Origin of the sequence: Edaphosphingomonas haloaromaticamans, assembly GCF_001853345.1 — a bacterium.
Taxonomy (GTDB): domain Bacteria; phylum Pseudomonadota; class Alphaproteobacteria; order Sphingomonadales; family Sphingomonadaceae; genus Sphingomonas_E; species Sphingomonas_E fennica.
Map to the genome: position 1 here is coordinate 795,001 of NZ_MIPT01000001.1, position 13,961 is coordinate 808,961.

11 protein-coding genes are annotated in these 13,961 nt (G+C 62.4%); 7 read left to right on the forward strand and 4 right to left on the reverse strand.

Annotated features, from left to right (window positions below):
• The first annotated feature begins 274 nt into the window (after positions 1-274).
• The 4 genes from BHE75_RS03650 (at position 275) to BHE75_RS03665 (ending at position 5,049) form a co-directional block, all read left to right on the forward strand.
• Positions 275-955, forward strand: a complete 681-nt coding sequence (locus BHE75_RS03650) for an ABC transporter ATP-binding protein (RefSeq protein ID WP_015459330.1) — start codon at positions 275-277, stop codon at positions 953-955.
• On the forward strand, positions 952-2,154 hold the full coding sequence (locus BHE75_RS03655; RefSeq protein ID WP_015459331.1) for an ABC transporter permease: 1,203 nt from the start codon (positions 952-954) through the stop codon (positions 2,152-2,154). Before BHE75_RS03650 ends, BHE75_RS03655 begins: the two co-directional genes overlap by 4 nt.
• Before the next feature lie 256 nt (positions 2,155-2,410).
• A complete protein-coding gene (locus BHE75_RS03660; RefSeq protein ID WP_254684352.1) occupies positions 2,411-3,763 on the forward strand; it encodes a TolC family protein in 1,353 nt (450 codons plus the stop codon).
• Positions 3,739-5,049, forward strand: coding sequence for an efflux RND transporter periplasmic adaptor subunit (locus tag BHE75_RS03665; RefSeq protein WP_254684353.1), 1,311 nt, complete (start codon positions 3,739-3,741; stop codon positions 5,047-5,049). The genes BHE75_RS03660 and BHE75_RS03665 overlap by 25 nt, the downstream gene beginning before the upstream one ends.
• A 128-nt stretch (positions 5,050-5,177) precedes the next feature.
• Here BHE75_RS03665 and BHE75_RS23905 read toward each other — a convergent pair whose 3' ends face one another.
• Entirely contained in the window at positions 5,178-5,738 is a 561-nt protein-coding gene (locus BHE75_RS23905) for a hypothetical protein (protein WP_139181632.1), read from the reverse strand.
• Positions 5,739-5,904: 166 nt separating this feature from the next.
• Positions 5,905-9,159, reverse strand: a complete 3,255-nt coding sequence (locus tag BHE75_RS23050) for a TonB-dependent receptor domain-containing protein (protein ID WP_084652904.1) — start codon at positions 9,157-9,159, stop codon at positions 5,905-5,907.
• 271 nt (positions 9,160-9,430) lie between these two features.
• Here BHE75_RS23050 and BHE75_RS03675 point away from each other — a divergent pair, with 271 nt between their 5' ends.
• From BHE75_RS03675 to BHE75_RS03685, 3 genes are all read left to right on the forward strand, one after another.
• Positions 9,431-10,390, forward strand: a complete 960-nt coding sequence (locus BHE75_RS03675) for a 1-phosphofructokinase family hexose kinase (protein WP_070932478.1) — start codon at positions 9,431-9,433, stop codon at positions 10,388-10,390.
• A 90-nt stretch (positions 10,391-10,480) separates the two neighbouring features.
• Positions 10,481-11,752 (forward strand): CaiB/BaiF CoA transferase family protein, encoded by a 1,272-nt coding sequence (locus tag BHE75_RS03680; protein ID WP_070932480.1) that lies wholly within the window; start codon positions 10,481-10,483, stop codon positions 11,750-11,752.
• A 110-nt stretch (positions 11,753-11,862) separates the two neighbouring features.
• On the forward strand, positions 11,863-12,258 hold the full coding sequence (locus BHE75_RS03685; protein WP_070932482.1) for a glycine zipper 2TM domain-containing protein: 396 nt from the start codon (positions 11,863-11,865) through the stop codon (positions 12,256-12,258).
• Between the two features lie 49 nt (positions 12,259-12,307).
• Here BHE75_RS03685 and BHE75_RS03690 read toward each other — a convergent pair whose 3' ends face one another.
• Both BHE75_RS03690 and BHE75_RS03695 read right to left on the reverse strand, forming a co-directional pair.
• The gene (locus tag BHE75_RS03690) at positions 12,308-13,210 is read right to left on the reverse strand and encodes a hypothetical protein (RefSeq protein ID WP_139181633.1); all 903 of its coding nucleotides are present in this window, start codon (positions 13,208-13,210) and stop codon (positions 12,308-12,310) included.
• A gap of 117 nt (positions 13,211-13,327) precedes the next feature.
• Entirely contained in the window at positions 13,328-13,921 is a 594-nt protein-coding gene (locus BHE75_RS03695; protein ID WP_070935460.1) for an arylesterase, read from the reverse strand.
• Positions 13,922-13,961 lie beyond the last annotated feature (40 nt).

Sequence of the window (13,961 nt, forward strand, 5' to 3'; positions counted from 1 at the left end):
GTATATATCCGCAAGGCATCGTCTGGTCGGGCATGCCGGGAAACGGGATCGCTCTGTTCGGATCGGATATCGCAAATGACCCAATATCCGGCGGGCCCAGATATTGGAGCCGGCCGATCGCCAGATTGCCGCCATGACATTGCCAAATCTCGCGAGGTCTGGTGCCGTTCATCGCAGAGAGTTTGCAGGCGCTTATGCTGCACTGCGGAAGTATAATCCTTCTATTGACTCATATGAGTATTTTCCATCCATATGATTATATGGAGGGGATGCGGTGCTGCGGCTGAAAGAGGTCGAAAAGGCCTATGGCGTTGCCGCGAATCCGATTCCGGTGCTGAAGGGCATTTCCTTCTCGATAGAAAATGGCAGCTTCTGCGCGATCCTGGGGCCTTCGGGATCAGGCAAGAGCACCCTGCTCAACATCATCGGCCTGCTCGATCACCCGGATCGCGGGGAGGTCCTGCTGGGCGATAATGCGGTGAACTTCGCCTCGGCGGAGGAAACGGCGCGGCTGCGCAACCGGCTATTGGGCTTCGTCTTCCAATCCTTCCAGCTGCTGCCCCGCCTCCGCGCCTGGGAGAATGTCGCCCTGCCGCTGCTCTATCGCGGCATTCCCAAGGCGGATCGCCGGCCGAAGGCGCTGGCGCTGCTCGATCGGGTGGGGCTGGGGCACAGGGCCGATCACCTGCCTTCCGAGCTTTCGGGCGGTCAATGCCAGCGGGTCGCCCTGGCACGGGCGCTGATCGGCGATCCCCAGTTGATCCTGGCGGACGAGCCGACCGGCAGCCTCGACAGCGGAACGTCGCTGGAGATGATGGACCTGCTCAAGGATCTCAGCCGCCGGCTGGCGGTGACGATCGTGATGGTCACCCATGATCGCCAGCTGGCCGAACGCTGCGACAGGCGGATCGAGCTGCTCGACGGGCAGGTGATCGCCGATACGGTGGCCATGTGACGCAGCGCGCGCCTGCGACTTCGGGAATTCCGCTGGCCGAGATCATCGGCGAGGCGTTCGCCAATCTGCGGGTGCAGGGGCGGCGATCGGCGCTGGCGCTGCTGGGCATCCTGATCGGCACCGCATCGATCGTGGCACTGCTCAACATCGGCCATATCGCGCAGCTCGAGACGCTGAAGCTGTTCCGCCATCTGGGCGTGGATACGGTGCAGCTGCAGGCGACGCCCACAGGGGAAATGCCGCCCGGCTTCGATCCGGACGTGGTGGCGCAGCTGCCGGCGCGCGATCCCGATGTGCTGCGCGCCGTTCCCATCATCACCGGCCGCGCCTCGATCAGCGCTGGCCGCCAGACCACCGATGCGGGGATCGTCGGCATGCCCCCGGCCTTCGCGGCGACCGTGGGGCTCGCCCCACGGTTGGGGCGGCTGTTCCGGCCGATCGACAATTGCAGCCCCGTCGCGCTGGTCGGCAAGGGGACAGCGGAGAAACTGTCCGCGCCGGGGGCGGAGCTGCTGCCGGGCGCTGCCATCATCGTCGGCAATTACGGTTTCACGGTGATCGGCATCCTGATGCCGACCGCCCTCGAGGCGATCAATCCCAGCGATTACAACGAATCCGTCATCGTGCCGCTGGCCTGCTCACGCCGTGTGGTGGCGGGTGGCGTGCCCAATATCGTGCTCGCCAAGTTGCGCCCGACGGCGGACCCCGATATCGTGGGGCAGCGGCTGTCGGCGATGCTGGCCAACCCGCGATCGGCGATCCAGGTGATCAGCGCGCGGACCTATATCAAGACGATGAACGCGCAGAAGGCGGTGCATTCGCGCATGCTGGCCGCCGTCGGCGCTATCTCCCTGCTGGTGGGCGGCATCGGCGTGATGAACGTGATGCTGATGGGCGTGATGGAGCGCCGGCGCGAGATCGGGCTGCGCGCGGCCATCGGCGCCACGCCGCGCGACCTGCGGACGATGTTCATCGTCGAATCCGCGACGCTGGCGGTGGCCGGCGGCCTGTTCGGCGCATTGCTGGGCTTGCTGGCGACCTATTTCGTGGCGCGAAGCTCGGGCTGGACCTTCAGCATCGCTTATTATGTGCTGCCGCTGGGGACGGGCGTGGCCGGCCTGGTCGGCCTGATATTCGGCCTCTATCCCGCGATCACCGCGTCCCGCCTGAAGCCGATCGAGGCGCTTCGTGCGGAATAGGGGGCGCATAGCCGGGCAGATCGGGCAAAGCGGGCGGTTCGGCAAGGCTCGGGGCGCTCGGCGGCACCTTCAACTCCCGGGGCGTCGCGCAGCCGGCGGGCAACAGCAGGCACAGGCAAAGGCTGATTCTGGTGCCGATCATCGCCGCCTCCCCTGGTTGCTGATTGCGTGCCTTTGTGGCGCGATCGCCCCGGATCTGGCAAGCGCCCAGAAGATCGCGCCGATCGCGGCGGTAAGATCCCCGCCCGCAAATCCAGTGCCCAGCGGGCAGCCGGTGCCGCTCACTCTCGCCGAAACCGTAGCGCTGGGCCTGCGGGACAACCGGACGATCAAGTCCGCCTATCTCCAGCGCGTGGCGCAGAAGTTCGACCTGTTCGTGGCCGGCACGCTGTTCCTGCCCAAGCTGAACCTTTCCGCCGATATCGCCCATCAGCGCGTGGGCGGGACCACCTTCAACACCTCCTCCGTCGGCGCGGCCGGCACCTGGCTGACGCCGATCGGCACGCGCGTGCAATTTTCCTGGGATCGGCGCGACCAGCTCGATTCCGGAAGGACGGACCATAGCGACACGGCGGCTTTGTCCTTCACCCAGCCGCTGCTGCGCGGGGCGGGGACGAAGGTGAACATGGCGCCGGTGCGGATCGCCCGGCTGCAGGAGGAGATCAACAAGCTGAGCCTGAAATCCACGGTGATCGACACCGTCACCGGCATCATCCAGGCTTATCGCCGCCTGTCGCAGGCGCAGAGCCAGGTGGAGCTTGCGGAACTCTCGCTGGAACGGACGCGCGATCTCCTCGAAACCAATCGGGCGCTGATCGCCGCCGGCAGGATGGCCGCCGCCGATATCGTCCAGACGGAATCCGGGGTCGCCAACCAGGAAGTGGCCGTGCTGCAGGCGCGGCAGCAGCTGGCGAGCGCGCAGCTCGCCTTGCTGCAATTGCTGGCGGTGGACCCCCGCACCAATGTGGTGGCCGCGGACGAACCCGATGCCGAGCAGGCCGATATCGACCTCGATCGCGTGGTCGACCTCGGCCTTTCGTCGCGCGTCGACATATTGGGGCAGCGCCTGGCGCTGGAACAGACGCGGATCGACCTTGCCGTCGCACGGAACAACCGGCTCTGGGATCTTTCGATCGGCGGCTCCGTCTCCCGCCAGCGGGTGGACGATCCGATCCTGGGGCGGCTCGATCCGCCGACCGACCATAATGTGGGCGTGCAGCTTTCCATCCCGATCGGGGATTTTTCCTACCGCCAGCGGGAAATCGGCGCGACCACCAGCCTGCGGACGGCGGAGCTGCGTTATCAGGACCTCACCCAATCGGTGGAAACGCAGATCCGCGATGCGGTGCAGACGGTGGAGGCGAGCTGGCAGCAGCTGGCGGCCGCCCGCCGCGCCCGCGCTCTGGCGGCGCGCGCGCTGGAATTGCAGCAGGAAAAGCTCAAGGTCGGCCGGGCATCGAATTTCGAGGTGCTTTCCTTCCAGGCGGACCTGCGCACGGCGGACACGCAGGAACTCACAGCCCGCATCGGATATCTGAACGCTTTGACGAGCCTGGATCAGCAAATCGGGAACACGTTGGAAACATGGCGCATATCCCTGAACGATTGAAGCGGATGGACCGGCGGTCCCTCGGCTGGCTGGTCGTCGCGGCCGGCGGCCTTTTCGTGCTGGCCCTGTGGTGGCGATCCCCCGGACAGCCGGAGGCGGGCGGCGAGACTACCGAGCAGACGATGGTCGTCCAGCCGCGCCCCTTCACCGCGTCGATCAGTTTCGCGGGCACGATCAAGGCGGGCGAGGGCACGGGCATCGTCGCCCCGTTCGACGGGATGGTGAAGGAAATGGGGTTCGCCTACGGCAATCCCGTGGCGCCCGGCCAGATGCTCGCCGTGCTCGACGTTTCGGAGCTGGAGCAGAGCCGCAACGAGGCGGAAAGCGCCTATCTGAAGGCGATGCAGGCCGCGCGGGACATGGAGGGATGGGCCAGCGGCCCGGAGGTCTCGCGGGCGCGACGCGCGGTGGAAAGCGCCCGGTTCGATCTGGCCGATACGGAACGAAAGCTGGCGGAAACCAAGACGCTGCTGGATCGCGGGCTGGTGGCGCGTACCGAATATGACGGCATGCTCCAGCAACTGCGCACGCAGCGCATGGCTGTAACGTCAGCGAACGAGGATCTGCGGGCCACGATGGAACGTGGCGGCGGCCCCAATCGGCGCATGGCGATGCTGGAACTGGAAAATGCCCGGGCCCGCCTAACGGCGGTCAATGCCCAATTCGCCGGAGCGGTGATCCGCGCAAAGGATGCGGGAATCATTGTGCGGCCCCCTGCAGGCAGGGCAGTAGCGACGGTGGATAGCGATACTCATGTCGGTGCTCGCGTTTCCCGTGGTCAGCTTATCGGGATAATTGCGCAGGCCGGCGGCCTTGCCGTTACCTTCAACATCGATGAGGCCGACGTGGCAGCCCTCAAGCTCAACCAGCCGCTGATGGTGAGTGGTCCCGGTTTTCCAGGGCTGTCACTGCCGGGGAAGATCAGTGCGATCGCTGGCGAGGCCAGCAATCCGGGCGGGGTTGCGACACCGGGTAAGGCGTCCTTTACAGCGACGGCTAGCCTCGATCCCCTGACGCCCGATCAGGCTGCGCAGGTGAGGATCGGCATGACGGCGACTATAGCGATAACGACTTATACAGCTTCTGCTGCACTGGTTATCCCACCCCAAGCCATTCGCGGTTCGGCGCCGGACGCGTCGGTGCTGGTGCGCGATGAACGCACAGGCAAGGACAATCCAGTCAAGGTGCAGATTGGGCAAGTCGGGCCGGATGGGGTAGAGATTGTGGCCGGATTGAAGCCTGGCAGAACCGTGGTGTGGTCGGCCGCTCAGCCGCCGTTGCCATGAACGGATTTCGGAGCACCGTATCGCTGGACTATAGTAGGGCCGATTTTCCAAGTCATAGCATAAACGAAAAAGACGCCCAGGATGCCATAGGCACCTGGGCGTTGAGGGAGGAAGTCTATTTCGTTCGCTTACGGATGGGTAGCGGGCGTGGCGTCGATATCGAACTCGCCGTTGTTCTGCGCCGTCAGAGTTCCCGAGAAAGTGCAGGCGCCGATCGTCTGATTGGTGAAAGTCACATAGCTTTTGCCGCCCGGGACGTGGTGGTAAGCGCCTGTAATCGAACCAGCACAGGTCACTAGACCGCCAATCGCCCTGGCATTGATACCGCTGATCGTGATGGTGGTCGGGCTAACGGCAATGGTCGGGGTGCCGGTAAGGGTGGCCAAGCTGCAAGCTGCACTGCCGCTCATTGCAAAGCTTGCCAGGGTGACCCCTCCACCATGAGCATTATCGGTCGAAAGCGAATGCTCAAAAGGGGGAGTCGAGGTATTTGAATGCGAGTCGGCAACGTTCGGAACGTTGTAAGTCGCAGTAATGGTGCATGGGGTCGTTACGCCAAGCACAGTCGTATTGAACGTTCCGCTCAAAACCATGCCGCTTCCGGATTTGCGGACCGTCTGAGCATTCGCGATATTGCCCATGCTCGCAATGACAAGAGCAGCGGAGCAGATAAAAGAAATCTTCTTCATGTAATGTCTCCTTCTCCTAACGTATTATCGGGCAGAAGTGACGCAACATATACCGAAGATAATTTATATATGTTTGCAACAAGCCCGTTTGCCTATTTGTAAGGCAAATTTATATTTTCACTATCTGAAGATAGAGTCAAGTGATTCGTTTAAGTAAACGCACATCTCAGAATCTTTTGCTAACATTGAATCCAATGATCCTCGGGTCAAGATAAAATGTATTGGCTGGCATGCCAATGTCATCAGCACTTAGGAATACATCAGTGATGGGCTGATCATTGAGAACATTCTTAACATATAGTTGGAATGATAGCTCATCTGACGGTCGAGAAAATGTAAGGGATAGATTCAGATTTCCCCAACCCTTCAATTTATCGAATTCAGTATTATATACTCGTGCATAACTCTTAGATTGTCTATAATAGTCACCTCTAAGGGTTAATTCCCAGTCATCATTGTCTACGAAAATCGTATATTGCGCGCCGACATTGAAGGTAATATGGGGCGAATTTGGTAAATCGTTCCCTGAAAGATCGGCGTCAAAGCCTCGGCCGGCATTAGGAGCTTCCGTCAGAGGATCGTAGGTAAATCCAAGATATTGCCAATATGGAACGGTGGTTTCCGGCGGTATGTTGGGGTTATATGAACCAATACCTGTCGATCCTGGGCACAGTGCGGCGAGAGCCAGCTCGCTCGGAAAGGTGCTGATCACTTTCTCGACATATTTTGTCGGTGCAATGCAGTTCGTTGGAACTTGTAGCCAGGGGCGAACAACCGTCCAATCTGGATTTCCCTGAGTGCGATCCATCACATCGATCGATTTCGCGTTCTTCTTCAATTTTGTGTTGAGGTACCCAAGGCTGCTGTTGAAGCGAAAATTCCGATTAGGTTGCCAGGTTGCCTCTAATTCAAGGCCCCAAGTCTGTGCGTCGAAATTCTCCGTGTACGTGATCCGATCTGTTACCTGAGATATCTGGTAATCATCATAATCGTAGAAAAATGCCGTCGCGTTCAGGCTTATCTTATTATTTGCCAGAAGGTTTTTCGTGCCAACCTCAAAGGACGTCAGATATTCTGGCTTGTACCTGTCGGGCAGCGGAACGTATTGAACAATACGGGGGTCGAAATCAACGCGAGGAGGATTGGCGCCACCGCCTTTATATCCACGGGAGATGGATCCGTAGACCAGAGTGTCGTTAGTGAATGACAGGCTCGGCTTCCAATCAACTACAACGCGACCTGTGAATCGACCCCAGCTTTGATTGATATCCGGCAAAGACGGATATCCATAGTTAACGGTTCCGCCTGTTACGATAGCGCTGGTTAGAAGTAGCTGGCTAGGGATTTGCGTTTGATATTTCTTATCGTCGGTATATCGAGCACCAAGAGTTAATTTTAGTTCATCGTTAAATTGCAGATAAGTCTCTCCAAATATGGCCCATGACTTTGTTTTAACGTTATTGCGACTAAGAAAGTAATTGTGGCCCTGGTCATCGACTTGATCGATGGAGTTTCTGTCTTGGTATAGGCCATATATGCAAGCTGGATCCGTAGTTCCGGGCGGGCAATATAAGGATGTTAAAATTGGTGGATTGCCATATTCCTTATCGGAATCGCGCAAATATGCAAATGTAGCAGTAAGATTAAACAGGTTGCTAAAGGCGTAATAATCATCTTTTGTTTTAAAATTGAGATAATTCGCACCTATGTTGAAATTGATTTTGCCGGAAAAATCAGATTGAAGTCGAATTTCTTGTGTCCATTGGCGAGTGCGTGTTCGATTCAAGTCCACAGTCAAAAGCCTGTCCGATGGCCCAAGCTGAGGATCGGTATAGACGCCACCTGGAACGGGACCATCATCCGCAAAGGGGGAGTTCAGAACATTAACGGTACCTATACTGTCACCGAATAGAGGATTTGAAACAAATCTGTTGTAATCCTGCGATGAATACCAGCGGTCGCGGCTGTATGCAGTTTGGGATATTAAAGTGAGATTTTCTGCCGCTTTCCATTCCAGATTCAATTGAACGATATCGTTTTTGGCCCGGAAGGTGGGGTCGACAGCGGTAGAAATTTTACGCGGGTCGCGCGATTGAACGATTCCCGCATAGGGGTCTCCCGGTTTTACGAGATAGATGATATCGCCGGGAATCATCGTTCCGGCTGGCCCCGGCGTAAATCCGATGCCGACGCTTTGGGCATAATAGAGCGCGGTCTGGCTTGCGGCATTAGGCACGCCGAAGGCGGCATCGTCGTAAAGCGATCCAGGCAAGCAACCCTGACTTAGGCGGCTGCGCAACCGATCGGGAACAATGGCGCTGCCCACCATTTCCGGGCCTGGATCGGTGGTGCACAGCGCCTTGCCGGTGCGGGAGCGGTCGTCATCCTCGTTGAAATGTTCCCAGATGACGTTCGCCTTGAAGCGATCGCTGGGCTCCCATTGCGCGGAAAGGCGCGTCGACCAGAGATCGCGCCCGTTCACCCGGTTGCGGGTGAACTCGTTATAATCGAAACCCTCGCGCTTGGTGTAGGCGCCCGCGCCGCGGATCGAGAACGTATCGGTCAGCGGGATATTGAGCATCCCGCTCACCCGGCGGGTCTCATAGTTTCCCACCTCGCCNTTCAGNTCGCCCTCAAACTCACCGGTGGGCAGCGCGGGGAAGATGTTGACCACGCCGCCGGTGGCGTTGCGGCCGTAGAGCGTGCCNTGCGGGCCGCGCAGNACNTCCAGCCGGGAGGTGTCGAAGAATTCCTGCTCGAACAGGCGATTCCGGATCAGCGGCGTATTGTTGTAGCTCACTGCCACGCCCGGATCGCTCGACGAGTTCAGTGCCTTGGTGCCGATGCCGCGAATGCCGATATTGTACATGCTCGAAAAGCTTTTCGAGAAGTTCAGGTTCGGCACCCCGCGCACCAGATCGGCACCGCTTTCGATCTTCTGGCGATCGAGCTGGGTCCCCGAAAAAGCCGATACCGCGATCGGCACGTCCAGGATCTTCTCCTCACGCTTCTGCGCCGTCACCACGATGTCGAGCGTCTCCGCGGGGGTGAGATCGGGGTTCTGGGCTTCCGCCTTGCTGGGCCTCGGCGTCGCCGGCTTTTCGACGATGAAGATGCCGGTGCGGCCGACGCGGACGGTGAGGCCCGAATTGGCGAGCAGCCGGTCGAGGGCATCGCGCGCGCTATATTGGCCGGTAAGGGCGGGACTCTGCTTTTCGCGGACCGCTGCGGGATCGAAGGTGATCTGTTGATGGGATGCGCGGGCGAAGGCGTTCAGCGCGCCGCCCAGGCTTTGGCTGGGAATGTTGAAATCGTATAATTGCTCGCTCGTCTGGGCCGACGCCGGCACCGCGCATGCGGTGGCGATGCTGGCAAAGGCCGTCGCAGAATACAGATATCCCCGCAGAAAACTCCGCTTCATGAATGCCCCTCCTCATGCCGCAAGCCTGCTTTCGACTTGTGGTCATGAGGGTGATACGCGCGAACCGCCGATCCCCACATCCGCACGGCACGTCTTTTCCGCACCTTTTTCAGATTTATTTTCGGAAAAGGCGACGTTCGATATTTCCAGATGGCGTTTTTCCTGATTTTCCGGCGGCATCCCGTGAAGGTGGAGTGGCCGTCGGGTTGCGTGAAATCTTTCGGGCCGGCATCACAGGATCGCTTTTCGGTTGCAGCAAGGATCGCCCGCCATGCGCAGGATCGCCACCCTTACCCTCAATCCCGCGATCGACGGGGCGTGCGAGGCGGAGCGCGTCTTTCCCACGCACAAGATCCGCACGAACAACGAACGCTATGATCCCGGCGGCGGCGGCATCAACGTCGCGCGCGTCGTCGCGCGCCTCGGCGGGGAAGCGGAGGCTTATTATCTGGCCGGCGGTGTCACCGGGGCGGTGCTGGACAGCCTGATCGACAAGGCGGGCATCGCGCGGACGCGGATCGACATTCACGATCACACGCGCGTGAGCCTTGCGGTGCACGAGCGGGCCAGCGGCCAGGAATTCCGCTTCGTGCCGGAAGGGCCGCTGGTCGGCGATGCGGAATGGCAGGCGGCCCTCGAACGCCTGACGGTTGCGGAATGCGATTATCTGGTGGTGAGCGGTTCCCTGCCGCGCGGCGTGCCAGACGATTTCTATGGGCGGGCGCGCGCCGCGATGGCGCCGCGCGGGGTGAAATTGGTGGTCGATACGTCCGGGGCGGCGCTGGCGCGCACGCTGGTGGACGGCGGCATATTCCTGATGAAGCCCAGCCAGGGCGAACTGGAGCAGCTGATCGGCCGCAAGCTGGCGGACGTCGCGGCCATTGCCGAGGCGGCCTCTGCCTTCGTGGCGGGCGGGCAGGTGGAGCATGTCGCGGTGACGATGGGCCATCGCGGGGCGGTGCTGGTGAATGCCGGCGGGGCCTTCCTGCTGCCGGCCGTGCCGGTGGAGGCGCGCAGCGCGGTGGGGGCCGGCGACAGCTTCGTCGGGGCGATGACATTGGGCTTCGCGCGCGGATGGAGCGCGGCGGAGGCATTCCGATACGGGCTTGCGGCGGGCACGGCGGCGGTGCTGACGCCGGGGACCGACCTGTGCTGCCGGGAGGATGTGGAACGCATCCTCGCATCGGTGCCGGAGCCGGAGGCGCTGACGATTGGGGCCTCCGCCGGCTGAACCCCCGCCTTCCAGCGACCCATCCGCGTTGTCGGCCCGGAAAGGCGGTGCTAGGCCCGCGCCGGTCTGGATCGCAGTGGAGTAACGGGCATGGAGGCAGGCGCGACGGGCGCGAAACCGCAGGTCCTGGCCGGCGTGAAGGTGCTCGATCTCTCCCGCGTCCTCGCCGGCCCGTGGTGCACGCAGATCCTGGCCGATTTCGGCGCGGACGTGATCAAGGTGGAAATGCCGGGCCGGGGCGACGACACGCGCGGCTGGGGACCGCCCTTCCTCGATCCCGCCCCGGACGAGCCGGGGCCGGGCGAGAGCGCTTATTATCTGAGCTGCAACCGCAACAAGCGCTCACTGGCGCTCGACCTTTCGACGCCGGAGGGGGCGGCGATCGTGCGCCGGCTGGCGGCGGAGGCCGACATCCTCGTCGAGAATTTCAAGGTGGGCGGGCTGGCCAGATACGGGCTCGACTATCAGAGCCTGCGGGCGATCAATCCGCAGCTCGTCTATTGTTCGATCACGGGATTCGGTCAGGACGGCCCCTATGCCGATCAGGCCGGCTATGATTTCGTGGCGCAGGCGATGGGCGGGCTGATGAGCATCACCGGCGAGCCGGATGGCCCGCCCACCAAGGTCGGCGTGGCGATCACCGATATCACCACCGGCATCTATGCCACCGTTTCGATCCTGATGGCGCTCCGCCACGCGGAAAGCACGGGGCAGGGCCAGCATATCGATTGCTCGCTGCTGGATACCCAGATCAGCATGCTCGCCAACCAGGCGATGTCCTGGCTGGTGGGCGGCGTCGTGCCCGGCCGGCTGGGCAACGCCCATCCGACGATCGTGCCTTATCGCCTGTTCGACGCGGCGGATGGGCCGGTGGTGGTCGCCGTCGGCAATGACGGCCAGTTCCGGTCGCTGTGCGCGGCGCTGGGGCGGCCGGATCTGGGCACGGACGACCGCTTTGCCCGCAACGCCGCGCGGGTCGCCAACCGCGACGTGCTGGAGCCGGTCCTGGAGGGACTGATCGCTACGCGCAGCGCGGCGGAGGTCATCGCCATGCTGAAGGAAAACGGCATACCCGGCGGCCCCGTCAACCGCATCGACCAGATATTCGGCGATCCGTTCGTGGCGGCGCGGGGATCGGTGCACAATTTCGTGCGGGAGGATGGCGTGGCCGTGCCGACGGTGGCCTATCCCGCCAGGCTGTCCGAAACGCCGGCCGATTATCGCCGCCGCGCGCCCTATCTGGGCGAGCATAGCAGCGAGATATTGGAGGAATGGCTGGGGATCGGCACATCCGAGCTTGCCGGCCTGAGGGGGGACGGCGTGATCCGGGATCGCCCCGGCCCCGACGGCGAGGTGCCGTAACGCCGGCGACCCGCGGGGATTTCCCTTCCGCTTCATGAATATGGCGTAGTGCGCCATTCAGCTTCGGCATGTCATGAACGATATGCAAAGGACACCCAAGGGGACGAGATATGCGTAAGTTCATCATTGCCGCCGTGCTGGCCGCCGTTGCCGTGCCGGCAAGCCCGGTCCTGGCCGATCATGGCCGCGACCGTCATCACGGCAAGCAATACAACAACGGCAATCGCGGCAAGAATTATTGGAAGGGCGACCGCTATTATAATAACGGCCGCTATGACGGCCGCCGCCTGAGCCGCAACGACCATGTCTATCGCGGGCGCGACGGGCGCTATTATTGCAAGCGCGACGACGGCACGACTGGCCTGATTATCGGCGCCGCCGCCGGCGCGCTGCTGGGCCGGACAGTGGACACGAGCGGCGATCGCATGCTGGGCACGCTGCTGGGCGGTGCCGGCGGCGCGCTGCTGGGCCGCGAGATCGATCGCGGCGAGGTGCGCTGCAAGTAAGCGCGGGCGCCGGCGGAACGGGGCAGGCCCCGTCCCGCCGGCACGCGGATCATTGCATGGCCTCGCCATCGGCAAGGAATTCGGCCAGCTTCCAACCGCTGGCCGTCTTCGCGAAATAATAGCCATAGCCGGCGCAGAAGATCACATAGCGATCCCCTTCCCGCACTGGCGCCGCGGCGGCGATGCAGGGGCGGAGCGGCGCGGCGAACAGGCTCATCCACAGGCTGCCGAACTCGTCCGCGCCCAGTTCGTGGCTGTCGAAATGGAACGGAAAGGCGACGAGCGGCCTGACGGCTGCCGCATCGCCCCGGCCGACGGCGGCGGCGAACCCTTCCCAGAAGGCGGCAAAATCGGGCGGCAGGTTCGATCCGGCCTTCGCGGGGGGCGCTTGCGGAACGGAAACCGGGGAGAGGGGCCGCGCCCCGGCCGGTGGAGCCGGCGCCAGTTCCAGCCGGGTGATACGCCGTTCGTCATTATACCAATCGTCGCGAAAGAACTTCGCCCGCGCCCACATCCCGTCCGCGATGGCGACGGGCGGGTCGGCCGCGTTGGTGAAGGAGGCATGGCTGGGATAGCCGCCGACGATGAAGGTGAACGGCATATCGCCGATGTAGAAATATTCGTAGGTCGTCTCCTTATAGCGATCGAAGGTGGTGACGCCCACGCCGCGCGACGAACCGGCGAAGCTCCGTTCGGTCCAGCGGCGATGGCCGTTGATCGGGCCTTCCACGGTCGTCACCTCGCCCGCAATTGCCCGCGCCTGGACGCGATCATGGTCCGCATAGGGCAGGGCGACGGTCAGCAGGCCGAGGAACAGGGCGAAGCCGGCGGCCAGCTTCCACCACAGCCGCCGTTCCGCCGTCTTCCACAGCCATAAGGTGAGCGCGATTCCGGCCAGCGGAAAGGCCAGCATCACCCATTGGTCGAAGGGCATGGCCCCCGCATCATGCACCACCCGCATCCCGGCACCCGATCATTGCCACGCGCCGATATTGCCCGCGAGCGCAAGGCGCCCTCAATGGGCGCAAAGGTGGCAGTGCGGGATCGATCAGCCTTCCGCAGCGCGATGCTATCGCCCGAGCGCCTTGCGGACGGACGGCAGGATGTTGGCCACGATCACGTCCACGCCGCGCGGATTGGGGTGCATGCCGTCCTTCAGCAGCAGGGCCTTGTTGGTGGCCACGCCCTGCAGGAAGAAGGGATAGAGCGGCACCTGATATTTGCGGGCGAGCGCCGGATGGATGGCGTTGAACTCTCGGGCATAGGCCTGCCCCAGATTTGGCGCCGCCTGCATGCCGGCGACCATGGCGGGAATGCGCCGCCGCTTGAGCTCTGCCAGGATCGCATCCAGATTGGCCCGGGTCTGCGCGTTGGGCAGGCCGCGCAGCATGTCGTTGGCTCCGAGCTCGACGATCACGAGGTCGGGCCTGGCCTTGAGCCCTCCCAATACCCAGCCGAGCCGGGCCTTGCCCTGCGCGGTGGTATCGCCCGAGACGCCGGCATTGTGCACGCGCGCCGGGATGCCGCTTCGCCGCAATGCGGCCTCCAGCCGTGGGGCGAAGCCTTCGCCGGGCTTGAGCTGGTAGCCGGCCATCAGGCTGTCCCCGAAGGCGACGACCAGCTTGTCCGCCGCCAGCGCGGGGAAGGTTACGAACAATGTCATGAGGGCGGCGGCATGGACAATCAGGCGCCGCACTCCATAT